Origin of the sequence: Granulicella cerasi (assembly GCF_025685575.1) — a bacterium.
Classification (GTDB): domain Bacteria; phylum Acidobacteriota; class Terriglobia; order Terriglobales; family Acidobacteriaceae; genus Granulicella; species Granulicella cerasi.
In genome coordinates, this window is record NZ_JAGSYD010000003.1 from 102,530 (window position 1) to 128,419 (window position 25,890).

The window sequence follows — 25,890 nt, forward strand, 5'->3', positions numbered from 1 at the left end:
GACCTCTGTGCGGGATGCGGTCCGCACTTGGCGTGGAACTCATTTACGATGAACAGGCCAACACATTTGCCTGAGCATGAATACACTCGTCATTGCCGTCGTGGTCTTCCTCACCGTGTTCTGCGGTGTGCTGGCCATGCTGCTGATGCGTGCAAGCCATAGCGAGCGCGAACTGCGCCAGCGGCTCTTCGAGCTGCAACGGCAACTCACCAACGCCGAACAAGGCCTGATGGAACGTCGTCAACTCGACGGCATCAAGGACGAGTTCATCTCCACGGTTTCGCATGAGCTGCGCACGCCGCTCACCTCGATCCGCGGCGCGCTCGGTCTACTCTCCTCCGGTCTGCTCGGCCAGCTCGACGTCAAAGCCGCGAACCTGCTGCGCATCGCGGTCACCAATACTGATCGCCTCGTCCGCCTCATCAACGACATCCTCGACCTCGAGCGCATGGACTCCGGCCGCGCAGCCATGCAGTTGCGCCCCTGCTCGCTGCACGAGATCATCCAGCAGTCCGTGGAAACGATGCAGTCCATGGCGCATGACGCAGGCGTCCGCATCGAAGTGGTGCCCGAGCCAGGCGGCATGCCTGCAGCCTTTGAAGGCGACCCCGACCGCATCCAGCAGGTGCTCGTCAACCTGCTCTCGAACGCCGTCAAGTTCTCCACGACGAATTCGACGGTACTCGTCCGGTCGCAGTTCGATGCCAGCACGTTGAGCTTCCGCGTGCAGGACTCCGGCCGCGGCATCCCCGCCGACAAGCTGGAAAGCATCTTCGGCCGCTTCACCCAGGTCGAAAACGCCGACTCCCGCCAGAAGGGTGGCACAGGCCTCGGCCTCGCCATCTGCCGCACCATCCTCGCGCAGCACGGCGGCATCATCCACGCAGAGCGCAATGACGGTGACGGCTCCGGTCGTTCCGGCTCGACCTTCGTCGTCAAGCTTCCGCGCTCGGCATCCGCTGAAGCCGAAGCCAAGGCCGCGCAGGAACGCAACGCGAACACCGTCCTCGTCTGCGATGACGATGAAGACTTCCGCCACCTCGTCGCCGAGATGCTGCGCATCCATGGCTACTCGGCAATCGAAGCGGGCAATGGCGAAGACGCGCTCAAGCTCGTCACCTCGCGCAACATCGAAGTCGTGCTGCTGGACCTCTGTATGCCGGGGCTTTCCGGCTGGCAGACACTCGAGCTGCTCAAATCCAATGCACGCACGGCGCGCCTGCCGGTGGTCGTGCTCAGCGTTCTTGGTCCTGCAGAAGGCTCCGCGCGTCATCCCATCGAAGTGCCGCCTGAAGGCTGGGTGCAGAAGCCCTTCGGCCCCGAAAGCCTCCTCGGAGAACTCTCGCGCGTGCTCTATGCTTCCGGCAGCGACGGCCGTATTCTGCTCGTCGAAGACGACGCCGATCTTGCTGCGATTGTGATGGCGAGCTTCGCCGAAGACCGCACCGCATCCGATGTTCGTATGCAGCATGCGCGCTCGCTCGCCGAGGCGCAGAACTTCTGCCGCGCAACGCCGCCCGAAGCGATCATCCTCGACCTGAAACTGCCCGACGGGACCGGCTTCATGCTGGCCGAGTGGCTGCGCCAGCAGCCTTCCCTGCGGTCATTGCCGTTGATCGTGTACTCCGGCGCGATGCTCAGCCAGGAAGAGCGCGAACAGCTTCGCCTCGGCCCCACGCAGTTCCTCGACAAGGCCCGCGTCTCCCCGCAGGAGCTCGAGCGACTCGTCGTCAGCATGATCCAGCCCGCCGCGGTATAAGTCTTGAGTCGCCTTCACGCGACGACCACCGACTCAGGCTAGAATCAAGCGGAGAATCCACCGCTCCCGAGGACGCCCCTTTTGAGACACATCCTCATCATCGACGACGAAGACGACATCCGCGAGGTCGCCAGCCTCGCGCTGGAATCCGTAGCTGGCTGGCGCATCTCCACCGCCAGCTCGGGCGCTGAGGGCATCCACAAAGCGATCGAGCTCCGCCCCGACGCCATCCTGATGGACGTGATGATGCCCGCGATGGACGGCCCTACGACCTTCCGCGAAATGCAGAAGCAGCCCGAGATCGCCCACATCCCCGTCATCCTGCTCACCGCCAAGGTGCAGGGCGTCGACCAGCGTCGCTTCGCAGGACTCGGTGTACAGGCGGTGCTCTTCAAGCCGTTCGATCCCCTCACGCTCTCCGATCAGATGTCCGCCGCCCTCGGCTGGTAGACCCTGTTTCTCAACTGGAGTCACCCGTAGCGAAATCCATTTCGCTGTGCCGTGCGTTCCCCGATAGAGTCGAGAAGAATCGTGAGCGAACTAACCAAGAAGACCTCTGCTGCCGCGCAAAGCGCAGCTCTGCTCGCTGCCCTCTGGCAGCGCAACCTGCCCCGCGTCCGCGAGCGCATCCAGGAGCTTCACGACGCCGTCATGGCCGCCTCCATTGGCGTACTCGAGACGGTGCAACGTGAATCTGCCGCGTCCACCGCGCACAAACTCGCTGGCTCGCTCGGCATGTTCGGCTACCACGATGGCACGGACGCTGCGCGTCGTCTGGAGCTGACGCTCGAAGCCGAAGGAGAACTCGACATCGTCGCACTGGAAGACTCCTTCGACGCTCTTTGCCGATCGCTGCCGCTCTGAATCTATTGGCAGGTCAACGCAGTCCACACCCCAGCCGCCGCCGAGGATGATCCGTCGATGCGAAAGTCGATGAAGCTTCCAGCCGGGATCGTCACCGAGCCCGTCGCCGGGCAGCTGCCCGCCGTAGACGGCGTACACGACAGCGTGGTGTCCGCCATCGCAGTCGGCGACGAACCCGCCCTCAGCGTCACCGTGATCGCTCCGGACTGCATCGAGCTCACCTCCAGCCGCGTCGCCTTGCAACCCTGCGGCACCCACGAAACCACCGCCACGGTCTCCGTCAGTGCACCAGCCGCCGTGTTCACCGAGTAGTAGTTCGACGCGTAATTCACCGAGTGATACATCGCCGCGAAGGTGCCGATCGCGGTCGTAGAAGACGACGAACCACCACTGCCCGCTACGCCTTGCGGAATCGCAAAATTCAACACCGCCGCACTCGTCGTACCCACGTTCGTCACCGTTGCGGACGCCCCCGCTGCCAGCGTCGTCACCGTGCCGACAGTCACGGTTGCAGCCTGCCCGGAAGCACCCGTAGGCCCCGCGCCACCTGCCTGCGCCAGCACCGTCCAGCTCTGCACATTCGCATCCGGCGGCGAGTTCAGGTTCGCCGCCAACGCCAGATATGTCGAGCCGCTATACGTCACGGCATCGTTCGTCGCATAGTAGGTCGACGCATTCCAGGCCGCGCGAAAATTCATTCCCGCCGCGCCGGTAGAACCCGTCGGCCCCGCTACGCCCGTCGCACCTTGCGGCCCCGTAGGCCCGGCCACGCCCTGAACGCCCTGCGCGCCGGTCGCGCCCGTAAGACCTTGCGAGCCCGCAATACCCTGCAAGCCCGTTGGCCCCGTCGCGCCAGTTGTGCCCGTCGCGCCGCGCGCAGAAAACATCGTCCAAAAGCTCGGCGACTGGTCCGGCGCATTACCGTGGTTATTCGCCTGCAGCGATACGTACCCCGCCCCGCTGTAGAGCACGCCGTCGCCCGCCGCATAGCTCGTCGTCGCGTCGTACGTGCCTTTGAAGCTCATGCCGACCGCGCCGGTCGCGCCCGTTGGCCCCGCGACGCCGGTCGCACCCGTCGGCCCGGCCACGCCTTGAATCCCCTGCGCCCCAGCCTGACCCGCGACACCCTGAGCACCGGTCGGCCCTTGCGCGCCTTGCACCCCCGCAGCGCCCTGCAAGCCTTGCGCGCCTGCAGGTCCCTGCGCTCCCACCGGCCCTTGAACGCCCTGCGCCCCCTGCACTCCTTGCGGCCCCTGAATACCCTGCGAACCCGTCGCGCCTGTGGCTCCGGTCGCGCCAGTCGGCCCGACTCCACCAACGGCGGCCAGCAGCCCCCAGTACGTCGGCGAGGCATCCGGCGCGTTGCCATGGTTGCCGTCCACCAACGACGCGTAGCTCGCGCCCTGCCACTGCACCACGTCACCGAGCGCATAGTTCGTCGCCGACGCGTACGCGCCGCGATACGCCAGCCCAGCCGAACCCGTTGCGCCCGTGAGCCCCGTCGCTCCCGTGGCTCCGGTCGCGCCCGTAGCACCAATTGCCCCAGCAGCACCGGTCGCGCCGGTGGCTCCAGCGGCCCCATTGCTTCCGCTCGCGCCTGCCATCGCAAACAGCGCCCACGCGCTCGGCGACTGGTCCGGTGTGTTGCCATGGTTGTTCGCCACCAGCGACACATACCCCGCGCCTTGCCACAGAACACCATCCGCCAGCGCATAGTTCGTCGCCGCGCTATAAGCGCCCTTGAAGCTCAACCCTGTCGGCCCAGCCACACCGGTCGCACCCACTGCTCCCGTCGCTCCGGTTGCTCCCGTCACACCCTGAATCCCCTGCGCGCCAGCTTGTCCCGCGACACCTTGCGCGCCCTGATCGCCTTTCTCGCCCGGCGAACCCACAGGCCCAATCGCACCCGTCGGCCCAGCGACACCTTGAACGCCCTGCGCACCCGTAGCACCTGTCGCCCCAACATTTGCCAGCACAGCCCACATCGTCGGCGAGGTACTCGGCGTGTTGCCATGGTTGCTCGCCACCAACGAGACATAACTCGATCCCGACCACAGCACCACATCGCCCAGCGCGTAGTTGCTCGCCGAGCTATAGCTGCCCTGATACACAAACCCCGCCGCGCCTGTGGCACCTGCTATGCCAGTGGCTCCAGTGGCACCCGTAGCTCCCGCTGCGCCAGCAGGCCCCTGAGCACCAGTGGCTCCTTGCGAGCCTGTCGCGCCTTGCAGACCCGTGGCTCCAACAGCCCCCGTGGCTCCGGTAGAACCAGCACTGCCCGTTGCTCCTGTTGCTCCCGTTGCTCCCACGCTGCCAGTCGCGCCTGTAGCCCCTTTGGCTCCAGCAGCTCCAGCAGCGCCTGCAGCGCCGGCTACCCCCTGAATACCCTGCGCTCCGGTAGCCCCAGTAGCTCCGGTAGCACCCGTCGCCCCAACCGCACCCGCAGCTCCACTCGTCGCCAGCTGAATCTCCAACTGCGGCGCATGCCCGGTCTGGTCATTTTCCTTGGAGTCGAACTGCACCACCGCGCTCGCCGACGTCAGCAGCAAACCATGGTTCGCCGTTCCCGCAAGCCATGCCTGTACCGCTGCCGTCACATCGAAGACGGCATAACCGTCCGCGCTCGCATCCGACGTGCCGAGCACGCCACCAGCAGCAGGCAGCGTCGCATAGGTCACGCCGTACTCGCTCCACGCGGACTGCAGCAGCGCCACCGACACCGCACCAGCCGTATCCGCACGATTGCAATAAACCCGCAGCGTCGCCTTGCTCACTTGCGCCGCCGTCGTTCCGCTCGGCAGCGTGCCCAGATCAAACTGCAGCAGCGCCGAGTAGCCGCCGCCAACATTCAGATTCGTGAGCGTTCCAGAGTTCACCGCAGGCCGCGCGCTCGACACATGCGCGTCCGCCATCAGCGTTGCCTGCTGCGCACACAACGGCACCGCCGCCCACAGCCCCACGGCTGCGGCGACGCACACGCGCGCCCACCTCTTCATCCTTCGCACCAACGTTTCCCTGCTCAGCGAATCCACATTGCCGCGAACGAGCGCGAGGCCGTCGTGACAGTTTCAACTCGAAACGAATATGTCCCGTTTTAGCAGAGTTTTCCCGAAACGCAAGTGGCATCCTTCATGCCATCTCCACGCTTCTAACCAACATGGCATTTCCTATCACCGACGCACCCGCGTATGCTGGCGGCATGTCCGCGCATTCGACCCTGCTGAACACCCCTGGCCACCACGCTTCGCCCGACAAGCTCGTCAATCTGCCCCGCCTGCTCACGGCGTTCTACGCGAACCATCCTGACCCCGAAAATCCCGCGGAGAAGGTCAGCTTCGGCACCAGCGGCCATCGCGGCTCCTCGCTCTCCACCAGCTTCAACTACGCGCACATTCTCGCCATCACGCAGGCCATCGTGGAGTACCGCACCGCGCAGAAGACCACCGGCCCGCTCTTCCTCGCGCAAGACACGCACGCACTCTCCGAGCCCGCCTTCATCGCTGCACTTGAAGTGCTCGGCGGCAACGGCGTCACCGTCTTCTACGACAAGGACATGGGCTACACGCCTACGCCCGCGCTCTCGCACGCCATCCTCACCTACAACGCGGGGCGCAAGAGCGACTACGCCGACGGCATCGTCATCACGCCTTCGCACAACCCTCCCGAGGACGGCGGCTTCAAGTACAACCCGCCCACCGGCGGCCCCGCCGACACCTCCGCCACCAAGTGGATTCAGGACCGCGCCAACGAACTCATCGCCAGCCGTCTGCAGGGCGTCAAGCGCCTCAACGTCGGTAAGGTGATGTCGCTCGACACCACCAAAGAGTTCGACTACATCACGAACTACGTGAACGACCTCGCGAACGTCATTGACTTCGACGCGATCCGCGGCACGGCGCTCAAGTTCGCGGTGGATCCTCTCGGCGGCGCAGGCGTAGCCTACTGGCCGCGCATCGCCGAGCAGTACAAATTGCCGCTCGAAGTGCTGAACCCCTACGTCGATCCCACCTTCCGCTTCATGACCCTCGACTGGGACGGCAAGATCCGCATGGACTGCAGCTCCCCCAACGCGATGGCCTCGATGATCGCCAACAAAGACCTCTTCGACGTCGCATGGGCCTGCGACACCGACCATGATCGCCACGGCATCGTCTGCAAATCCGCAGGCCTGCTGAACCCGAACCACTTCCTCGCCACGAGCATCCAGTACCTCTTCACGCATCGCCCCGAGTGGTCGGCGAAGGTCGGCATCGGCAAGACCCTTGTCTCCTCGTCGATGATCGATCGTGTGGCACAGGGCCTTGGCCGCCCGATGCTCGAAGTGCCGGTCGGCTTCAAGTGGTTCGTCGATGGCATCCTCGACGGCTCGCTCGGCTTCGTGGGCGAAGAGTCCGCAGGCGCAACATTCCTGCGCCTCAACGGCACCGCCTGGACCACCGACAAAGATGGCCTCATCATGGGCCTCCTCGCCGCTGAGATGACCGCTCGCACCGGCAAGGATCCCGGCCAGCTCTACAGCGAACTCACCGCGAAGTACGGCGCACCGGTCTACCAGCGCGTCGATGCCGCAGCGACGAAGGAGGAGAAGGCCAAGCTCGGCAAGCTCTCTCCCTCGGCGGTCACGGCGAAGGAGCTCGCGGGCGAGCCGATCACGCAGATCCTCACCGAAGCGCCCGGCAACAAGGCTTCCATCGGCGGCTTGAAAGTCGCCACCGAAAACGGCTGGTTCGCCGCGCGCCCCTCGGGCACTGAAGACGTCTACAAGATCTACGCCGAGAGCTTCAAGGGCGAAGACCACCTCAAGCAGATCCAGCAAGAGGCGAAGGCCGTCGTCAGCGCAGCCCTCAGCTAAAACCTCACACAATCACAACGCCGCTGAGCCACCACTCAGCGGCGTTGTTGCGTTTGAACTCACAACGCATCGCTCACGACTCAAAACTCGAATCAACTCCAGCCACACTCCTCGCACAAATCCGTTGCAAAACGATCAGACCTCGCCGTAGCATTCCGCGAAACATCTGCACCACTTTTCCGAGGAGTAAAGCACCATGAAGCTGAAACCATTGGCAGTGCTCGCCGCGCTGCTCATCACGTCCACCGCAAGTTATGCCGAGAAGATTCCACCCGCTCTCTTTGAGACCTTCGCTGGAACGAAGAAGATCTCCGAAGCCAAATACACGCTGAAGAAGACCAAGACCGGCATCGAGATCCGCTCCGACATCACCTATCCCACCGACTCGCAGGGTCAGGTCACCAACGCCTATCACGTAGGCAACGACGGCATCCTCGATGACGCTGCGCTGCGTGCAAGCGCAGACAAGTCGCTCATCATGTACACGCCTTCCAAGACCAACGACGTCATCACCGTCGATGTGCTGAAGAACAACCAGAGCGTCGGCGGACGCAAGGTTCCGCTGCAGTCCCCGGGCGACCTCGTCATCGCCTTCACGGATGACCCCAGCGCCTTCGAAGTGCTCATCCGCAACCTCGAAGCGCATCCTCACACCAACAGCATCTACACGCTCTATGTGCCGATGAAGGGCGATAAGACCGATCGATTCGAGCCCTACCAGTTGATGAAGAAGGACGAAGCCAGGGGCAAGCTCGAAGACAAGGAGATCGAGCTCGTGCACTACACCCTGCGCTTCAACGCAGGCACCAGCGACATCTACACCGACAAGGACGGCAACCTGATGCAGGCCAGCATCGCCCCGCTGCGCGTACGCCACAATCGCAAGGGCTTCGAACTCGTCAAGTAACCGCGACCGCGGGAAACCACACCGACCGCTCTCCCCTCTGCGCGTTTGCAGATGGGGGAGAGCGAAGAGGTACAGAGCACCATCGAACGATGACTCCACGTACCTCTCTGGTGGCCCACATCTCAGCACCAAGGTGTGGGCCACCCGGTCTCGCAGATTTCCGCAACCGCTCCGCTCCGCGACGCATCTCATCACCTGTAGCCGCAAGCCGTCTTGACACGGTTTGCTAACTACCGTAGGCTCAATACCTGAATGAAGCAGAACCTCACCACCGTCGCGAACGCCTGTTGCATGTGTTGTTGCATGCCGCGTTGTTGCGCCGGTGTTTGTCTGCTCTAAGCGAGTTCTTACCTCCTAAGATCGCTTCTCCAGACCTAGCAAAAGCACCCACGCAACAGGCCATCCGCCGGCGTGGGTTTTGTATTTGCCCCTCTGGATTTCTCCCGACTCAGTACAACTGAAGGCAACACCCGGAGACGCTTCCCATGTCCCCTCGCATCCAGCCCAGCAAGGCCATCGCACACGCACAGGCCCGCCTGAACTTCAACGCCGACGCAGCCGCCATCGTTCTCGGCCTCGCGCTCGCCGCGCTCATCCGATTGAACGTGATTCACCACATCGGCTGGTAAGGACCTCTTTCGCTCGTGCCCACAGCCACCATGCCTAACCCCAACGCTGCCCCTGCAGCCACAGCACCAGACTCCCGCGCCGCGCATCTCTTGTCGCTTGTGCCAGGGACGCTGCTGCTTTTCGGGTTAGGCTTCCTCGGCAAAGTGATGGAGTCGCTCGGCACCATCCTGCCGAAGCACCACATCCCCTTCCCTCACATGGAGTACGTGCTCTGGGCCATCGTGCTCGGCCTCATCGTCTCCAACGTCACCACCATCCCCCGCATCTTTCGCGCCGGCATCGCCACTTATGAGCTCTGGCTGAAGCTCGGCATCGTGCTCATCGGCGCGCGCTTCGTGTTGAGCGATATGCTCCACGTCGGCGGCGTGACCATGCTGCTCGTCTTCGTCGAGCTTGCGCTTTCGCTCGCCGTCATGACGCTGCTCGGCCGCCTCTTCGGGCTGCGCCCCAAACTCACCTCGCTGCTGGCGATCGGCTCCTCCATCTGCGGCGTCACAGCCATCATGGCCGCGCAGGGCGCCATCGAGCCCGACGAAGAAGATACCTCCACCGCCATCGCCGCCATCCTCGCGCTCGGTGCCATCGCGCTCTTTACCTTCCCGGCCATCGGCCACATGCTGCACATGGGCCAGCAGAGCTACGGCATCTGGGCTGGTCTCGCCGTGGACAACACCGCAGAGGCGACCGTCACCGGCGCGCTCTATGGCGAAGAAGCTGGCAAGTACTGCGTGCTCGCGAAGACCGCACGCTCGGCCTTCATTGGCTTCGTTGTACTCGGCTACGCGGTCTACTGGGCCTCGCAGGGTCAGGCCAAGAAGGTCGAGCGCAAGGCGCTCTTCCTCTGGCAGAAGTTCCCCAAGTTCATCCTCGGCTTCATGGCGTTGAGCGTGCTTGCGACCTTCGGCTTCTTCAGCAAAGGCCAGCTCAACTCCATCGCCAACCTCTCGAAGTGGGCGTTTCTGCCTGCTTTCGCAGGCGTCGGTCTGCGCACCAACCTGCGCGACCTCATCGATCAGGGTTGGCGTCCGATCCTCGTCGGCGTGCTCGGTGAAATTTTCATCGCGCTGCTGACGCTCGGCCTCGTCGTCCTCGGCTTCCATGGAGCCGGTCGATGATCAAGCTCTTCACCAAGATGTGCAGCTGTTGTTGTCGCCGCTAGTCACCCTGACTCAGCGCGAGGACCAGCCCACGCCATCTTCGCTATCCCATCCATAAGCGATCTGCCCGCATAAAAATGGCAGACGCCTACACGCAACACATTCAGGAGAGCCTCATCATGTCTTCACGCAATCGCGTGTCTGCTTCATTGCTGTTCGCTGTGGCCAGCGCCGCCGCTTCCGCGCAAGTCGTCGGCGGCAACATCTCGGGCGTCGTCACCGACCCCTCAGGCGCGGTCATTCCCAAGGCCCACATCACCATCCATAACGACGACACCGGCTCGCAACGCGACCTCGTTTCTTCGAGCAGCGGCAGCTTCACCGCGCCCTCGCTCACCGTCGGCCACTACACCATCACGGTGGACGCACCCGGCTTCGCAGCCTTCCATCGCTCCGACAACATCACCGTCGGCCAGACGCTCGAAGTGAACCTGAAGCTCGCCCTTTCCGGCTCAGAGACCGTGACCGTCAACGGCGACCTCGCCTCCAGCGTGAACCTCTCCACCGAGCAGACCTCCGGCCTCGTCAACGCACGTCAGGTGAAAGAACTTCCGCTCAACGGTCGCTCGTATGACCAGCTCCTCACGCTGAATCCCGGCGTGGTGAACTACACCAACCAGCGCAGCGGCTCCACCGGCACGTCGAACTCGTCGGTCGGCAGCATGTTCTCCATCTCCGGCCGTCGCCCGCAGGACAATCTCTTCCTGCTCAACGGCATCGAGTACACCGGTGCATCGCTCATCAACACCACGCCCGGCGGCACGAGCGGCCAGCTGCTCGGCATCGACGGCGTCCACGAGTTCAACGTCGTCACCGACACCTACTCCGCCGCCTACGGCAAGCGCGATGGCGCACAGATCTCCATCGTTTCGCAGAACGGCACCAATCAGCTGCACGGTTCTGCTTACGGCTTCGAGCGCAACAGCTTCCTCGACGCTCGCAACTACTTCGACAACGCGCGCATCCCTGAGTTCCAGCGCCACGTCTACGGTGCTGCGGTGGGTGGCCCCATCAAGAAGGACAAGCTCTTCCTCTTCGGCAACTACGAAGGCTATCGCCAGAACCTCGGCGTGTCGCTGCAAACGCTTGTGCCCGACAACAACGCGCGCGCAGGCTTTGTGCCGAACCCCACCACCGGCGCGCTCGTCCCCGTCACCGTCGCGCCGAACTCCGCAAAGCTGCTGAACCTGTGGCCTGTCGCCAATGGCGCTGAGGTCACGCAGAACGGCATCCCCACCGGCATTGCCAAGTGGACCGGAAGCGCGCCGCAACGCATTCGCGAAGACTTCGGGACCACGCGCTTTGACTGGAACATCGGATCGAAGGACAACTTCTACTCCACTTACACGATCGATGACTCCTACGCGAACACGCCCAGCGGCAACCCCTACACCTACGTGCAGGAAACGCTGCGCGAGCAGGTCTTCAGCGCGCAGGAACAGCACGTCTTCTCGCCGCGCCTGCTGAACATCGCGCGCTTCGGCTTCTCGCGCTCGTCGTTCTACTTCTACGGCTACGTCCCCGCGGCGCAACAGGCGCTCGCGCCAACCGTCCGCCCTGGCGTGCCCACCTACGCGGTCGTCATCTCCGGCTCCACCGCGTCGAACGGCGCATCCGCCATCACCGGCGCAGGAGCGAACGTCGGCTCGAACAACGCCATCGCTCGCAACCTCTTCACCTTCGACGACCACCTCTACTACACCGTCGGCAAGCACACCTTCCAGGGTGGCGTGTGGGTGCAGCGCCTGCAGTCCAACGACAACCTCGCACAAAACCAGTACGGTCAGGCATCGTTTGCCAGCCTTACCACCTTCCTGCAAGGAACCATCAAGACCTTCACCTACGCACCGACCATTACCCCGCTCGGCTGGCGCGCCACATACGTCGATGGCTTCATCGAAGACACCTGGCACATCACGCCGAACTTCGAAGTACGCGCTGGCATTCGTACCGAGTCCTCCACCGGCTGGAGCGAAGCGCAGAGCCGCGCCTCGGTCTACACCTTTACGAACAATGTGATCAGCACCAACCCCACCTCGGGTCTTTCCAACGCTCTCACCGACAACAAGGCGAAGATCCTCATCGAGCCGCGCCTTGGCTTCGCCTGGAACGTCTTCGGCAACGGCACGACAAGCGTAACCGGTGGCGTGGGCTTCCACCACACGCTGCTCGATGCGCTGGACTACCGCCTCGATCAGGCCGCGCCCTACAACACCACCTACTCTTACAGCACAGGCTCCACCGTAGCGAACCCCGTTGCGGGCACCGGCAAGGTCTCGCCGTCCACTGTGGACAGCGGCATGGCGACACCTGCGCTGCTGAGCTACACGCTGAAGGTCGAGCAGCAGCTTGCGCCCTCCACCACGCTCTCGGTTGCCTACAGCGGCTCGCACAGCTACCACCAGATCATGAACGGCGATCTCAACGAGCCCGCGTTCACGCGCGTCAACGGCCGCGTCTTCTACCCGGCGTCCGGCACACCGACGGCTCCCGCGGCTCCGGTCTACGCCAACCCGAACGTAGCGAACACCACCTCGTGGTGGGCAGGAGCTTCGGGCAACTACAACGCGCTCATCGTCGACGTTCGTCATGATCTGCGCAACGGCTTGCAGTTCCGCGGCAACTACACCTGGGCCAAGAACCTCGACGATGGCTCGGCGTGGAACACCTCGGTCTCCTCCAACACGCCGGCCTTCGTGAGTGTGCCGCAGCTTCCGCATCTCGACTACGGCCGCGCCGCAACGGACCTTCGTCACATCGCAGCCATCAACGCCACCTACGAGCTTCCCTTCGGCGACGGCAAGCACTTCCTCGGCAAGACGAACGGCTTCACCAGCCGCGTCATCTCCGGTTGGTCGCTTTCGAGCATCGTGAATCTGCTGAGCGGCTTCCCCTTCTCGCCGCAACTCGGTTACAACCCCACCGGCTCCGGCGACTCGCGCAACCCTGTGCGTCCTGACGTGAACGTCGGCTTCACCGGTCAGCTCTACACCAAAGGCACCACCGCTCAGCGCGTAGCGAAGTACTTCGACTACACCGCGTTCTCGGCCCCTGCAGCGGGCTACGTTGGCAATGTCGGTCGCGACACTCTCAGCGGCCCGCACTACGCCAACGTCGACGCATCACTGCTGAAGAACACGCGCATCACCGAACGCGTCCACGTTCAGTTCCGTGCAGAGTTCTTCAACGTGCTCAACCACACCAACCTCGCACTGCCGAATACGATCGTCTACACCGCTGGCCCCACGCAGGGCACGCTCGCTTCGCAGGCAACCACCCCACAGTACGGCTCGCCTGGCGTCATCTCTTCGACAGCCAACACCAGCCGCCAAATCCAACTCGGTGCGAAGATCCTCTTCTAGCCATCACGCAAAATGACGAAGCCTCCGCATCATGCGGAGGCTTCGTCATTTGTACTTAGCGCTACTTCCCTACATACGCAAAGTCGATGAACGCGCGCTCGGGGTCCGTGTGAATCAGCTTCACCTGCACCTTATCGCCCACGTCCAGTCCTTCACCGCCATGCACCACACGTCCTTCAAACGGAGGACGAATGACGCGCACGTACACGCCCTTGTCGGTCGCGCCGGTGACCACACCGTGGAAGACCTCGCCCACACGCTTCGCCATCGCCACCGCAGCAACGCGCTTCTGCATGTCGCGCTCAATCTTGCGCAGCGCCTTGTCCGCATCGTTGCAGTGCATTGCAATGGCTCGCAGCTCATCATCGCTGTACGGGGGCTCCGCCTTGTCCTGCAATGCATGAAGCGCGCGCTGTGTCACGATGTCGGGAAAGCGGCGGTTCGGTGCGGTCGAATGCGTATAGTCACGCGCCGCCAAACCGAAGTGCCCCGTCGGATCATCATCCGGCCGCGCAAGAATATACTCGCCCGGCCCCATCAGCTTGATCACCGATAAAGCCACGTCAGGATAGTGGTCCGCATCCTTCGCGCGAATCTGCTCGAGCACATTGTTCAACGCCAGCGAATCAGGATTCACCGGAAGGTCATAGCCCTTGTCCTTCGCCAGCGCGACGATACGGTCCCAACGCTTCGGAACCACCACCACGCGCTGCAGGCCCGAACGTCCACCCTTGCGCAGCGTGCGCGCCATCACGCCATTCGCTGCAACCATCAGATCTTCGATCAGGAGCATCGCGCGATTCTGCGTCGCCTCCTGCACGTCGATCACCTTGCCGTCGACGACCACAGGGTCGGCCTCAGCCTTGTGAAACTCCAGCGCGCCCTTCGCCACGCGCGCGGCATGAAGCCACTGCGTCGCTTCATCCTGCAGCTTCAACTGCTCCACGAGCCAGTTCGCAGGCAGCGCACCTGAGTCCAGCTGCGCTTCATCATGCTCGCGCGCAGAGTCTGAACGCAGCGCCATTACATCATCATCCTTCACGCCCGCAGCCACACGCTCCAGCCACGGCCCTACACGCGAGTACGCCAGCTGCGCGCGATTGCGCACACGTGCACGACGCACCAACTCATCTGCGATCGATCCATCCTCACGCACCGTGAAGCTGATCACCACCGCGAGACGATCGCCGTTTTCATTCAGCGAAGTCATGTCCGTCGAAAGCTCCAACGGCAGCATCGGAAAGTTCCTCACTGCGGTGTAGATCGTCTGCGTCTGGTCCTTCGCATGTTTGTCGATCGGCGAATCCTTCTGCACCGCCGTTGCTACGTCACCGACTCCAATGTGCAGGCGGATCCCACCGGCGACGCGCTCAGCAACCTCAATCTGATCGAGATCGCGCGAGGTATCGTTGTCGATCGACGACCAACCCAACGCGCGCATATCTTCAAAACCGGCAGAGGTGTTCTCATCAGCGAGCATGCGAGCAATCTCCTGCACCTGCTCCTCGACGTCGGGCCCGAAAGCAGGGTGAAAACCCGCCTCCTGCATTTCTTCCAGCGCGGCGCCAGCCAGATCAAAATGTGCCGCATCTACGTGATGCCCTGTATGCGTCGGCGCTGGCGTGAACCGCTCATGGCGCTGCTGGCGGAACTGCTTCAACTGATCATGATGCGACCGTTCGTATGTATTGCCCTGCCCGGAGCCCTGCGACTGCGAATGACGATGATGCGACATGCCTCGTGTTCCTTTCTGCTGCCTTGCCCTGCCTTCGCATAGGATGCAATCCATGCAACCCGCTGATCCGTAAATCGGATAGGCTGGTTGTGCATGGCGACTCCCTCACCCTCGATGCGATTTCTCGAAGCGCTGATCCAATCCAGCGAGAAGTCCCCCATGTTCGCACAACTGTTGGACGCCCTGCCCGAAGGATTGATACTCTGCGACGCAGACTTTCGCATCCTCTATGCGAATACCCGCGCGCAGGAAGTCTCTCGCCTCGTTGATGAAGACTTCAACTCGCGCACGCACTGGGAGCTCTTCCCTCAGTCCGTCGGCACCATCGTCGAGACCGTCTACCGACGCGTGCAGCGAACCCGCGTCGCTGAAAACCTGCCGGACGTCTACTACGCTCCCTTCGACACCTGGTTCCGCGTGCACGCGCTTCCTGTAGGCGACGCCGACCTTGCACTCTTCTACGCAGACGTCACCGAAGAGCATCGTCTCGCCGCTGAACGGAGTGACGTCGAAGGCCGCCTCGCACTCGCGCTCCACGCTTACAACGGCATCGGCATGTGGGACTGGGACATCGTCAACGATCGCGTCTACTCCGACAGTCATTTCGCGCGCATCTATCGCGTGGATCCCGCCGTCGCCAGCTCCGGCACACCCATCGCTGAATTCACACGCTACATCCATCCGGAAGACAAGCCCGACATGACAGCGCGCATCCTGCGCTGCATCGAGACAGACAAACCGTTCGATGCCGAGTACCGCGTACAGCAGGCTGACGGCACCTCGGTCTGGATCGCCGCGCGCGGACAGGTGCAGCGCAACGCGACCGGGGACCCCATCCGTTTCCCCGGCATCGCCATCGACATCACCGAGCGCAAGAAGACCGAAGCTGCCCTCATTCAAGCCGAGAAACTCGCAGCCGTGGGTCGCCTTGCGTCCTCGATCGCTCACGAGATCAACAACCCGCTCGAAGCCGTGACGAACCTCGTCTACCTCGCGCGCCAAGGTCAGGATGCGCAGGACATCCATACGTTCCTCGATCTCGCCGAGCAGGAGCTCAAGCGCGTCTCCGTCATCGTCAACCAGACCCTGCGCTTTCACAAGCAATCCACGCGGCCCACACCCTGCCACGCGAAAGACCTCTTCGACAGCACGCTCGGCCTCTACGAAGGTCGCCTGCGCAACTGCAACATCAAGGTCGATCTCCGCAGCAACGCCGGAACCTCCATCGAATGCTTCGAAGGCGACATTCGTCAGGTGCTTTCGAACCTTGTCGGTAACGCGATTGACGCCATGCCCCAGGGCGGACGCCTCATCCTGGCTGCGCGTGAAGCAACGGACATCCTGAGCGGTCGACGCGGTATCCGCTTCACCATCGCCGACACCGGCGTGGGCATATCCCGCGCCACCAGCGCCCGCATCTTCGACGCCTTCTTCACCACGAAGGGCCACAGCGGAACCGGCCTCGGGCTTTGGATCTCCGCCGACATCATTCAGCGCCACGGAGGCACGTTGCGCCTGCGCTCCTCACAGTCCCCCGAGCACCACGGCACCGTCTTCACCCTCTTTTTGCCCTTCGGTCTGGGCGACGGTGTGATCGCGGATACAACTCTCGCACAAAGCGAGCGGTAACCGAACAAACCCTTCCATCTGCCCCTCGCAGAGGTCTAGCATAGATACGCCATGCCGACCACAGCGACGAAGCCCGCGTCTACGAAGACTGCCGCCAACAAGGCCGCAGCCCAGCCTCAACCCTCCAGTAATTCGCCTCAGCGCGAAGTCGTTTTCGACATCTTTCGCCGCTGGGGCTTCCTCCAGGCCACGCTTGACCCGCTCGGCCAGTACCTGCCCGCCGAGCCCTTCCCCACGCCCGCCCCCGACGGCCCCGACAGCGAAGAAGCGCGCAAGTATTACTGCGGCAGCATCGGTGCAGAGTTCATGCACATCGCGTCGCCCGAGAAGCGTGAATGGATCCAGCGCGAGCTCGAACGTGACTACACCGTCGAGAGCACCGCGAACATCCTCACCGATCTCATCCGCGCCGACGTCTTCGAACAGGTGATTCAGCAGCGCTACCTTGGCACCAAGCGCTTCTCCCTCGAAGGCCTCACCGCCACCGTTCCCTTCCTCTCGCAACTCTTCACCACTGCGGCTGACCTCGGCGTCGAGCGCGTGCTCTTTGCGATGGCCCACCGTGGCCGTCTCAACGTGATGGTGAACACCGTCGGTCGCGACGGCTACGAGATCTTCTCCAAGTTTGAAGACGTTGATCCCCGCACGACCATGGGCGGCGGCGACGTGAAGTACCACATGGGCGCGACCGGCGACTTCACCACCGCGCACGGCAAGACCGTCTCGCTGCATCTCGCGTCGAACCCCTCGCACCTCGAAGCCGCCGACCCCGTCGTCATGGGCCGCACGCGTGCGCGTCAGCAGCGCATCGGCGCAGAAGGCAAGAAGCAGATTCTGCCGATGATCATTCACGGCGATGCAGCGTACGCCGGTCAGGGCATCTGGGCCGAAACGCTCGTGCTCGCGACGATCAAGGGCTACGAAGTCGGCGGCACCATCCAGGTCATCACGAACAACCTGCTCGGCTTCACCGCGAACCCCGAAGAGTCCAACTCTTCGCGCTTCGCTTCGGACATCTCCAAACGCCTGCCGATCCCGATCTTCCACGTCAACGCAGAAGACCTCACCGCCGTTGCGCGCGTGGCGGAGCTCGCCGCGAAGTATCGTCAGGAGTTCAGCTCAGACGTTGTGATCGATCTCATCGGCTATCGTCGTCACGGACACTCCGAAGTGGACGATCCGACCGTCACGCAGCCGCGCCGCTACGCGAAGATCAAGAACCACCCGACGCTTTCGAAGCTCTACGCTGACCAGATCGGCGTCGATCCCACCGAAGAGATCAAGAAGTATCAGGACGAGTTCCTCGAAGCGCAGCGCAAGGCCGCAGCCGAAGAAGCGAAGGGCAAGAACACCTTCGTGATGAAGCGCCTGCATGAGCTGCCCGAGTACTGGCACGGCTTCACCGGCGGCGCGCTCTCGCCCAGCGACAGCCCCGTTACCGGTATCGATGCGGCCAAGCTCGGTGAGCTCACCACGAAGCTCGTCGCTTCGCCTGCTGGCTTCAACGTGCATCCGAAGGTCGCCAAGTTGCTCGAGCAGCGCGCTGAGATGGGCGCAGGCAAGAAGCCGCTCGACTACGGCTTTGCCGAACTGCTCGCCTACGCTTCGCTGCTCGAAGCAGGCAAGCCGGTCCGCCTCTCCGGGCAGGACTCGCAGCGCGGCACCTTCAACCACCGCCACTCCGTACTCATCGACACCGAGACCGAGCAGCGCTGGTCGCCGCTGAACCACATCGCCGACAACCAGGGTAAGTGGGAGGTCTACAACTCCATGCTCTCGGAAGCCGGTTGCCTCGGCTACGAGTACGGCTTCTCGCGCGACTACCCCGAAGCGCTCACGCTCTGGGAAGCGCAGTTTGGTGACTTCGCCAACGGCGCGCAGATCATCATCGACCAGTTCATCGCTGCGGGCGAAGCAAAGTGGGGCCTGCTCTCCGGCCTCGTGATGCTGCTGCCGCACGGCTACGAAGGCCAGGGCCCGGAGCACTCGTCCGCACGCATCGAGCGTTACCTCCAGCTCGCCGCGCAGGACAACATCCAGATCGCCCAGCCCTCGACCGCAGCACAGCACTTCCACCTGCTGCGTCGTCAGGCGTTGCGCACCTGGCGCAAGCCGCTCGTGGTCTTCTCGCCGAAGTCGATGCTGCGCCACCCCGACGCGCTTTCGCCGCTCAGCGACCTCACCACCGGCCGCTTCCAGCCTGTGCTCGCGGACACTTCGGTGACGAACCCGCGTCGTATCCTGCTCTGCACCGGCAAGATCGGTCACAACCTCCGCGTGGAGCGCGCCAAGCGCAAGCTCGACGACGTGGCGATCATCTTCATCGACCAGCTTTACCCTTGGCCGGAAGAAGAGATCCTCGCCGCGATCAACCAGCACCCCAGCGCTCACGAAGTCGTCTGGGTCCAGGAAGAGCCGGCCAACATGGGCGCACTCTTCTACGTGATGCCGCGCCTCAAGCAGCTCGTCGGCGACCGCGCCCTCACCTCGGTGAAGCGTGTTGCCTCCGCCAGCCCGGCCACCGGTTCGGCAAAAGCACACGAGATCGAAGAGAAGGCGTTGATCGATCTCGCTCTCGGCCACAGCCACTAGAGGCAGTCGTAAGTGTGAAGTCGTAAGTAAAAAGTAAAAGCAAAGGCGGGGCATATGCCCCGCCTTTGTGTTGCCCTTCCGACTTCCGACTTCCGACTTCCGACTTACGACTTACGACTTACGACTTACGACTTCACACTTACGACTGCTTCAGCCACCGGCACTTCCGCCACCCAGATCTGATGCGTCACCTTCGGAGGCCCATCTCCCGAGTGCAGCTTCCACACCTTCTCAATCAACTCCGCATCTGAAGCCGTCGTACGCTCACGCGAGCGCAGATAATCCAGCCAGCTCTCCATGACGAACGTCTCGTTCAGATGGTCCGGCCGCGCGGCATCGCGATACACCGCCCAGCGCACAGCACCATCGCGCAGCCGCACGCTCTCCAGCCGATGAATCGCATGAGTGAACTCGGGATAACTCTCTGCCGTCACGCAGTACTCAATCGAGATGCGCACCGGCCCATCCTCTTCATCCACGGCCGCAAAATACGCAGGCGCAGGACGCTTCCGCTTGAACGGCGTCAGGTCCGGTAGCTCGCCCTTGAGAATATGAATTCTCTGCGTGAACGGAATCGACACCGCGAACAGCGCCGCCGCGCACGTGAACGCTACCCGCAGCGAAGTATGCTCCGCGATCGCTCCCCACAGAATCGAACCCAGCGCAAGCCCGCCCTGGAACGTCATCAGATACGCACCCAGCGCCCGCGCATACACCCAGGCCGGCACGCTCAGTTGCACGCTCACATTCAACGTCGACATCGTCGAGGTCCAGCAGAAACCCGCGCCCAGCAAGGTGATGATGACGATCGCCGGCATCTTCAACCAGCCCAGCACCAGCAGCGCCACGATGTAGTAGCAGGATGTAAACAGCAGCAACTTGTCCGCGCTGATCTTCTTGCGAATCTTCCCCAGCGTCGTCGCCGCCACCACCGCGCCGATGCCCAGGCATCCGTTCAGAATGCCGTAGCCCATCGCGCCCTGCTTCAGGTCCTTCTTCGCCACCAGCGCAAGCAGCGACCACACCGCGCTCACGAAGAACGCAAACAGAAACGCCCGCAGCAGCGAGCCCTGCAGCGTCGGCGAGTAGCGCAGAAAGCGCAGCCCCGAACGCACCGAACCAGCGATGCGTTCCGCAGGCAGCGCGCTCTTGTAAATCGGCTGACGATGCCACTGCCACAGAATCCAGATCACGCCCGCAAACGATGCCGCGTTGAACGCAAACACCCACGCCGCGCCGATCACTGCATGAGTAAACACCGCGACCATCAGGCCGCCGAGCGCCGGTCCGACCGCGCGCGCAATGTTGTTGCTCGCCGCATTCAGCGTCACGGCCGCCGGGAGATCCTCACGCGGCACAAGCTCCGGCACAATCGCCTGCCACGCAGGATTGTTCATCGACGATCCGATATTCAGCAGGAACGTCAGCCCCAGCAGCGTCCACGGCGACATCACGCCGAAGAACGTAAGGATCGTCAGAATGCCGACGCTCACCAGCATCCACGCCTGCCAGAAAATCAGCAGCCGTCGCCGGTCATAAATGTCCGCCGTCGCTCCCGCAAGCAGCCCCAGAAACAGCACCGGCAAGCTCGCCGCTGTTTGCATCAACGCAATCAGCAGCGGCGACGTCGTCAACGCGGTCATCAGCCACGTGCCGGCCGTGTCCTGCATCCACGTGCCCACGCTCGACACCGTCGACGCGATCCAGCGATCACGGAACAGCGGCAATCGCAGCGGCGCAAACGATCCTCCGCCAGAATCCACCGTCGGAGGCTGCGGCGCTTCAGGCGGCGTGGCCGCGGGATTGACCTTCGGCGCGCCGAGGTCCGTACTGTCTACATGTGCTGTCTCACCCACATCTTCTAGGATGCATTACCTTACACAAATCCATCCACCTCAAAGCGTAAATACCGCGCGATACGCGGTTAGCATCAGTGCATGGTCTTGCGCAGTGCCTTGTCCGCGTTCACTCTCGCTCTCACGCTTAGCAGCGCAAGCCTCTGCGCGCAGCAACCTGCGCCGCCTGCAGAAAAGCCCCTGCCCTCAGTCGATGAACTACTCAAAGCCGTCGAGAAACACGAAGCGCGCGATGAGTCGCTGCTGCAGCTGTACACCTACCATATCCATCGAGTCGAAGAAGACTTCGACGGCAGCGAGGCCGTGAAGAAGACCGAGATCACCGACTACGAAAGCATCCCCATCGACGGCGTGCGTGTCCGCAAACTTGTGGGCAAGAACGGACACCCGCTCTCACCCCAGGACGCGACGAAGGCCAACGACGAGTTCGACAAAGCGGTCGAAAAGGCCAAGAGTCAGCAAGCGAAGAACGAAGCCAGAAAGCAGGACGACCTCATCTCCGCCGCACGCATGTTGCAACTCGGCGACTTCACCCACGAGCGCCGCGTCGACCTCAACGGTCGCCCCACCATCGCGCTCGACTTCGCCGGCAAGAAGGCCGTCAAGGCCAACGGCATGTCCGAAAAAATCATGCAGGACCTCTACGGCACGGTTTGGATCGACGAAGAAGACCGCGTGCTCGCGCGCGTCGAAGGCCACTTTCGCGACGACTTCAAGCTCGGCTTCGGCCTGCTCGCCGACATCCACAAAGGCTTGAACTTCACCATGGAACAGCAAAAGGTGAACGGCGAAGTCTGGCTACCGAAGTCCTACGGTGGCCAGGGCAAAGCCAGCCTGGGCTGGCTCGTCTTCCGCATCCACGGCCGCGCCCGCGCCACCATCAGCGACTACCGCAAATACCGCACCAGCTCTCGCATCGTCTCCGTCGACGACCAACCCACCGATACACCTCCCCAGCCGTAACCCCACGATCGGGTGCCCAGGTCTGTGACATGGGATCGCAGCCTGCATTATGACTTGATCGACAAGAAAAGAGGAGACAGCCGAAGCCGTCTCCTCTCTTCTGAAGCAATCTTGTGCGATCGTTTCTGACCTCAAAAGTGCTGCAATTTGTCTTGCTCGTTTGTATCGGCGTTACAGCTTACAGAGGCTGCACGTCCGAAGCCTGCCAGCCCTTGGGTCCCTTGACCACGTTGAACTGAACAGCCTGGCCTTCCTGAAGGCTCTTGAAACCGTTGGTGTTGATGGCCGAATAGTGCACGAATACGTCTTCACCATTCTGACGGCTGATGAAGCCAAAACCCTTGGCGTCGTTGAACCACTTAACTGTTCCCTGTTCCATAATCCGTGAAATCCTTGCTTGTGATTGTGACGCTGAACTCAAATCGGGGCTTCGGCTGCGTGGAGCTGCAGAAAACCAATCTGTTTCAAACGATGGGGAAATGTTAGCACGGGAGGCTAATTATCCACCGAAAAATTTAGATTTCTGCTTTTTGCCCTACGAATGGTGCAAACCTGCTGTAGCAAGGTGTTCGCGAACGATCGTCTCAGCCTTTTCCAGCACTTGCTCCAGCGTCAAACCGGTGGAATCGAGAATCACCGCGTCATCCGCAGGTTTCAGGGGCGAGTCAGCACGGTTACGATCGCGTTCATCACGCTCTTTCAGCTCTTTTACCAGCGATTCTTCCGTAACCTTCGCGTCATCAGACCCAGTCTGCTTGTAGCGACGGTTGCCGCGCACTTCCGGCGCCGCATCAAGGAAAATCTTCACCTCAGCGTCGGGGAAAACCACCGTGCCGATGTCGCGGCCTTCCATCACCACGCCGCCCGAATTGCCGAGCGCGCGCTGCTGGTCAACCATCCACACCCGGATCGGCGGATGAACGCTGATCTTCGAAGCAGCCGCCGTCACATCACCATCGCGAACACGACGCGACACATCCACGCCATCCAGCAGAACGCGATTGCCTTCCAGTTGCGGCTCGAGCTTGATCGTCGTGCGCGTCGCCAGTTGCAACATCTCGTCGGCGTCGGCGAAGTCGAGATCGTTGTCGATCGCCTTCAGCGCCAGCGCGCGATACATCGCGCCCGTTTCCAGGTTCAGAAACCCGAAACGACGCGCCAGGTGCGCGGCCATCGTGCTCTTGCCAGCACCTGCCGGACCGTCAATCGCAACCACGGGGCGCTCGCGACGAGCCGCCCCCGTGGAATTCTTCTGCTCAGATTCAACGTGCATCGCGAGCTACTTTACTCCCCGCTACCCGGTCTTGGCTTGCGCGGACCGAAATTTTTCGGACCACCCTTGAAGCCACCCGGCTTCGAACCGAACCCGCCGCCAGACTTACCCTTGAAGCCGCCGGGCTTGGAACCAAACCCACCCTCGCGCTTCGGTCCACCGAACTTGCGATCGCCTCCCGCAAAGGGCTTACGATCACCACCGGCAAAAGGCTTGCGGTCGCCGCCGCTGAACGGACGGCGCGGACGCTCATCTCCACCCTCGCGAGGCGTAAACGGGCGACGCTCACCACCTTCGCGCGGAGCGAACGGCTTACGATCTCCAAACGACTTACGCTCGCCAAACGGCTTGCGGTCCCCGAAGGGCTTGCGGTCGCCACCACCGCTGTACGGGCGGCGCTCGCCGCCTTCGCGCGGAGCGAAGGGCTTGCGGTCCCCAAACGACTTGCGCTCACCGAAGGGCTTGCGGTCTCCGCCACCGCTGTACGGGCGGCGCTCGCCGCCTTCACGCGGAGCATACGGGCGACGCGGACGGTCATCTCCCCCCTCACGCGGCGTGAACGGACGACGCTCACCAAACGGCTTACGATCGCCGAACGACTTGCGCTCGCCACCGAACGGGCGCGACGGACGGTCGCCACCTTCTCGAGGCGTAAACGGACGACGCGGACGGTCGTCTCCGCCTTCGCGCGGGGTGAACGGGCGACGCTCGCCAAACGGCTTGCGGTCACCAAACGACTTACGCTCGCCGAACGGCTTGCGGTCACCGCCACCGCTGTACGGACGGCGTTCGCCGCCTTCACGCGGAGCGTACGGGCGACGCGGACGGTCATCCCCACCCTCGCGCGGCGTGAACGTGCGGCGCTCGCCAAACGGCTTACGGTCGCCGAACGACTTGCGCTCGCCACCGAACGGACGCGACGGACGGTCGCCACCTTCGCGAGGCGTAAACGGACGACGCGGACGGTCGTCTCCGCCTTCACGCGGGGTGAACGGGCGACGCTCGCCGAAGGGCTTGCGGTCACCAAACGGCTTGCGGTCGCCAAACGACTTACGCTCGCCGAAGGGCTTGCGCTCGCCAAACGGACGCGACGGACGGTCTCCGCCTTCATGCGGCGTAAACGGACGGCGCGGACGCTCTTCCCCGTCCTCGCGACGCGGGCGGCGCTCTTCATCCCAGGGCTTGTTGAACTCAGGCTTGGCTTCGCCCTCAGCGCGGCGCGAGAACGGACGACGCTCGCGATCGTTGCGCGGCTCAAACGAGCCCGCAGGCTTGCGCTGGAATCCGCCACGGCCTTCGCTGGCCCCACCTTCGCGCTCGAACTTGCGAATACGGCCCGGCTCGGGCATTTCCGTCTCGGAGAAGCGCACCGGCGGCGCTGCAATCTCCGCGGCGATCTCTTCTTCGGTCTTCGGAGCAGCGGCCACTTCCGGGAACACCGGCAGGCTGCCTGAAACGTACAGATACTCCGTGCCGCTCAACACGGTCGGCTCCAGCTCACGCGCCGAACGCAGCGCACCCACCACTTCGCGTACGCGCGAACGCGCCGTCAACGGCGAAAGGAACGCTTCAATCTCATCCACCGTCGCGGCAATGGTCTGCTCGAAGAACATCGAGATCAGGCCCGACATCGCGGTCGGCTGGCCGGCGTTCACGCCAGCCTTAATCTGCTTGGTGAAGCGGCGCGTGGTCAGCTCCCACATCGTCGCGCCATCGCCCTGTGCCAGCAGCGGAATCACGCGGAGCAACTGCCAGAGTTCGCTCAAAGCGCGAATCACAGCCGTCTCCGTCACTTCGCGGCCCAGCTCGTTGGCGAGCTCAGCAGCGGTCATCGCCTCGCCGCGTGCCGTCAACGCCTCATAGGCGCTCAGCGCCAGCGGCGAAACCTTCACCGCGCCCGAGGTCGACGGAGCCTGCTTCCAGCTCTTGTCGCCGCGCAGCGTGAAGATGTACTTGAACGCCGGGAGCGAAACGATAAAGTCCGGCAGGTCACCAGCAACACCCGTCAGGTTCAGCGGCAGCGCGGCACCATCGGCCACCAGGCGTGCCACCAGGTCGCGTGCAATCTGCGACTGCGCCATCGTCGGCGCTTCATTCTTCTCACCCAGTGTGGCTTCCACCAGGGTCGGCGCATGCAGGCCGAACTTCTGCGGAGCAAAGGCTACCAGCCCGAAATGCTCCAAAAACTCGCGTGCCGCTTCGAGCGTAAGGACCGGCTCGCCGGCTTGACGCCACAAAGGGATTCGCGCAGCGGCAAGCTGCGCCTCATTAAACTGCTGTACTGTAGCCAAAACTCGGTTCCTTCCGAAAA

The 25,890-nt window shown here is 63.0% G+C and carries 17 protein-coding genes; 11 read left to right on the plus strand and 6 right to left on the minus strand.

Annotation, left to right across the window (positions count from 1 at the left end; genetic code table 11):
• The first annotated feature begins 76 nt into the window (after positions 1 to 76).
• The 3 genes from OHL11_RS10010 to OHL11_RS10020 all read left to right on the plus strand — a co-directional run bounded on the left by OHL11_RS10010 (position 77) and on the right by OHL11_RS10020 (position 2,623).
• A complete protein-coding gene (locus OHL11_RS10010; protein ID WP_263371372.1) occupies positions 77 to 1,759 on the plus strand; it encodes a hybrid sensor histidine kinase/response regulator in 1,683 nt (560 codons plus the stop codon).
• 81 nt (positions 1,760 to 1,840) lie between these two features.
• Positions 1,841 to 2,209 carry a response regulator gene (locus OHL11_RS10015; protein WP_263371373.1) on the plus strand — a complete coding sequence of 123 codons (369 nt, stop codon included), beginning with the start codon at positions 1,841 to 1,843 and terminating at the stop codon, positions 2,207 to 2,209.
• Positions 2,210 to 2,290: 81 nt separating this feature from the next.
• Positions 2,291 to 2,623, plus strand: a complete 333-nt coding sequence (locus OHL11_RS10020; protein WP_263371374.1) for an Hpt domain-containing protein — start codon at positions 2,291 to 2,293, stop codon at positions 2,621 to 2,623.
• A gap of 2 nt (positions 2,624 to 2,625) precedes the next feature.
• Here OHL11_RS10020 and OHL11_RS10025 read toward each other — a convergent pair whose 3' ends face one another.
• Positions 2,626 to 5,619 (minus strand): DNRLRE domain-containing protein, encoded by a 2,994-nt coding sequence (locus OHL11_RS10025; RefSeq protein ID WP_263371375.1) that lies wholly within the window; start codon positions 5,617 to 5,619, stop codon positions 2,626 to 2,628.
• 161 nt (positions 5,620 to 5,780) lie between these two features.
• On the opposite strand from OHL11_RS10025, the gene pgm reads away from it, so the two are divergent.
• From pgm to OHL11_RS10050, 5 genes are all read left to right on the plus strand, one after another.
• Complete coding sequence (gene pgm / locus OHL11_RS10030; protein ID WP_317890641.1) at positions 5,781 to 7,475, plus strand: phosphoglucomutase (alpha-D-glucose-1,6-bisphosphate-dependent); 1,695 nt, start codon at positions 5,781 to 5,783, stop codon at positions 7,473 to 7,475.
• A gap of 196 nt (positions 7,476 to 7,671) precedes the next feature.
• The gene (locus OHL11_RS10035) at positions 7,672 to 8,382 is read left to right on the plus strand and encodes a hypothetical protein (protein ID WP_263371376.1); all 711 of its coding nucleotides are present in this window, start codon (positions 7,672 to 7,674) and stop codon (positions 8,380 to 8,382) included.
• A 485-nt stretch (positions 8,383 to 8,867) separates the two neighbouring features.
• Positions 8,868 to 9,011, plus strand: coding sequence for a hypothetical protein (locus tag OHL11_RS10040; protein WP_263371377.1), 144 nt, complete (start codon positions 8,868 to 8,870; stop codon positions 9,009 to 9,011).
• 15 nt (positions 9,012 to 9,026) lie between these two features.
• Positions 9,027 to 10,127 (plus strand): YeiH family protein, encoded by a 1,101-nt coding sequence (locus tag OHL11_RS10045; protein ID WP_317890642.1) that lies wholly within the window; start codon positions 9,027 to 9,029, stop codon positions 10,125 to 10,127.
• Positions 10,128 to 10,288: 161 nt separating this feature from the next.
• Complete coding sequence (locus tag OHL11_RS10050; RefSeq protein WP_263371378.1) at positions 10,289 to 13,531, plus strand: TonB-dependent receptor; 3,243 nt, start codon at positions 10,289 to 10,291, stop codon at positions 13,529 to 13,531.
• Between the two features lie 61 nt (positions 13,532 to 13,592).
• Here OHL11_RS10050 and OHL11_RS10055 read toward each other — a convergent pair whose 3' ends face one another.
• On the minus strand, positions 13,593 to 15,266 hold the full coding sequence (locus OHL11_RS10055) for an RNB domain-containing ribonuclease (protein WP_263371379.1): 1,674 nt from the start codon (positions 15,264 to 15,266) through the stop codon (positions 13,593 to 13,595).
• A 159-nt stretch (positions 15,267 to 15,425) separates the two neighbouring features.
• On the opposite strand from OHL11_RS10055, the gene OHL11_RS10060 reads away from it, so the two are divergent.
• Both OHL11_RS10060 and OHL11_RS10065 read left to right on the plus strand, forming a co-directional pair.
• Positions 15,426 to 16,895: a PAS domain-containing sensor histidine kinase gene (locus OHL11_RS10060; RefSeq protein WP_263371380.1), complete on the plus strand. Its 1,470-nt coding sequence runs from the start codon at positions 15,426 to 15,428 to the stop codon at positions 16,893 to 16,895.
• Between the two features lie 51 nt (positions 16,896 to 16,946).
• Positions 16,947 to 19,487: a 2-oxoglutarate dehydrogenase E1 component gene (locus tag OHL11_RS10065; RefSeq protein ID WP_263371381.1), complete on the plus strand. Its 2,541-nt coding sequence runs from the start codon at positions 16,947 to 16,949 to the stop codon at positions 19,485 to 19,487.
• Between the two features lie 125 nt (positions 19,488 to 19,612).
• Here OHL11_RS10065 and OHL11_RS10070 read toward each other — a convergent pair whose 3' ends face one another.
• Complete coding sequence (locus OHL11_RS10070; RefSeq protein ID WP_263371382.1) at positions 19,613 to 21,343, minus strand: MFS transporter; 1,731 nt, start codon at positions 21,341 to 21,343, stop codon at positions 19,613 to 19,615.
• Between the two features lie 99 nt (positions 21,344 to 21,442).
• Between OHL11_RS10070 and OHL11_RS10075 the strand changes: the two genes are divergently transcribed.
• On the plus strand, positions 21,443 to 22,306 hold the full coding sequence (locus OHL11_RS10075) for a hypothetical protein (RefSeq protein WP_263371383.1): 864 nt from the start codon (positions 21,443 to 21,445) through the stop codon (positions 22,304 to 22,306).
• 178 nt (positions 22,307 to 22,484) lie between these two features.
• Here OHL11_RS10075 and OHL11_RS10080 read toward each other — a convergent pair whose 3' ends face one another.
• The 3 genes from OHL11_RS10080 to OHL11_RS10090 all read right to left on the minus strand — a co-directional run bounded on the left by OHL11_RS10080 (position 22,485) and on the right by OHL11_RS10090 (position 25,870).
• Positions 22,485 to 22,685: a cold-shock protein gene (locus OHL11_RS10080; protein WP_263371384.1), complete on the minus strand. Its 201-nt coding sequence runs from the start codon at positions 22,683 to 22,685 to the stop codon at positions 22,485 to 22,487.
• A gap of 156 nt (positions 22,686 to 22,841) precedes the next feature.
• Positions 22,842 to 23,579, minus strand: a complete 738-nt coding sequence (gene cmk, locus OHL11_RS10085) for a (d)CMP kinase (RefSeq protein ID WP_263371385.1) — start codon at positions 23,577 to 23,579, stop codon at positions 22,842 to 22,844.
• A gap of 11 nt (positions 23,580 to 23,590) precedes the next feature.
• Complete coding sequence (locus OHL11_RS10090; RefSeq protein ID WP_263371386.1) at positions 23,591 to 25,870, minus strand: hypothetical protein; 2,280 nt, start codon at positions 25,868 to 25,870, stop codon at positions 23,591 to 23,593.
• Positions 25,871 to 25,890: the final 20 nt, after the last annotated feature.

Excerpts from the sequence above, each read along its gene's own strand:
- OHL11_RS10065 (WP_263371381.1), top strand. The coding sequence starts at position 16,947 with ATGCCGACCACAGCGACGAAGCCCGCGTCTACGAAGACTGCCGCCAAC.
- OHL11_RS10080 (WP_263371384.1), bottom strand. The coding sequence starts at position 22,685 with ATGGAACAGGGAACAGTTAAGTGGTTCAACGACGCCAAGGGTTTTGGC.
- OHL11_RS10040 (WP_263371377.1), top strand. The coding sequence starts at position 8,868 with ATGTCCCCTCGCATCCAGCCCAGCAAGGCCATCGCACACGCACAGGCC.
- OHL11_RS10035 (WP_263371376.1), top strand. The coding sequence starts at position 7,672 with ATGAAGCTGAAACCATTGGCAGTGCTCGCCGCGCTGCTCATCACGTCC.
- cmk (WP_263371385.1), bottom strand. The coding sequence starts at position 23,579 with ATGCACGTTGAATCTGAGCAGAAGAATTCCACGGGGGCGGCTCGTCGC.
- OHL11_RS10055 (WP_263371379.1), bottom strand. The coding sequence starts at position 15,266 with ATGTCGCATCATCGTCATTCGCAGTCGCAGGGCTCCGGGCAGGGCAAT.
- OHL11_RS10060 (WP_263371380.1), top strand. The coding sequence starts at position 15,426 with ATGTTCGCACAACTGTTGGACGCCCTGCCCGAAGGATTGATACTCTGC.
- OHL11_RS10010 (WP_263371372.1), top strand. The coding sequence starts at position 77 with ATGAATACACTCGTCATTGCCGTCGTGGTCTTCCTCACCGTGTTCTGC.
- pgm (WP_317890641.1), top strand. The coding sequence starts at position 5,781 with ATGGCATTTCCTATCACCGACGCACCCGCGTATGCTGGCGGCATGTCC.
- OHL11_RS10025 (WP_263371375.1), bottom strand. The coding sequence starts at position 5,619 with ATGAAGAGGTGGGCGCGCGTGTGCGTCGCCGCAGCCGTGGGGCTGTGG.
- OHL11_RS10050 (WP_263371378.1), top strand. The coding sequence starts at position 10,289 with ATGTCTTCACGCAATCGCGTGTCTGCTTCATTGCTGTTCGCTGTGGCC.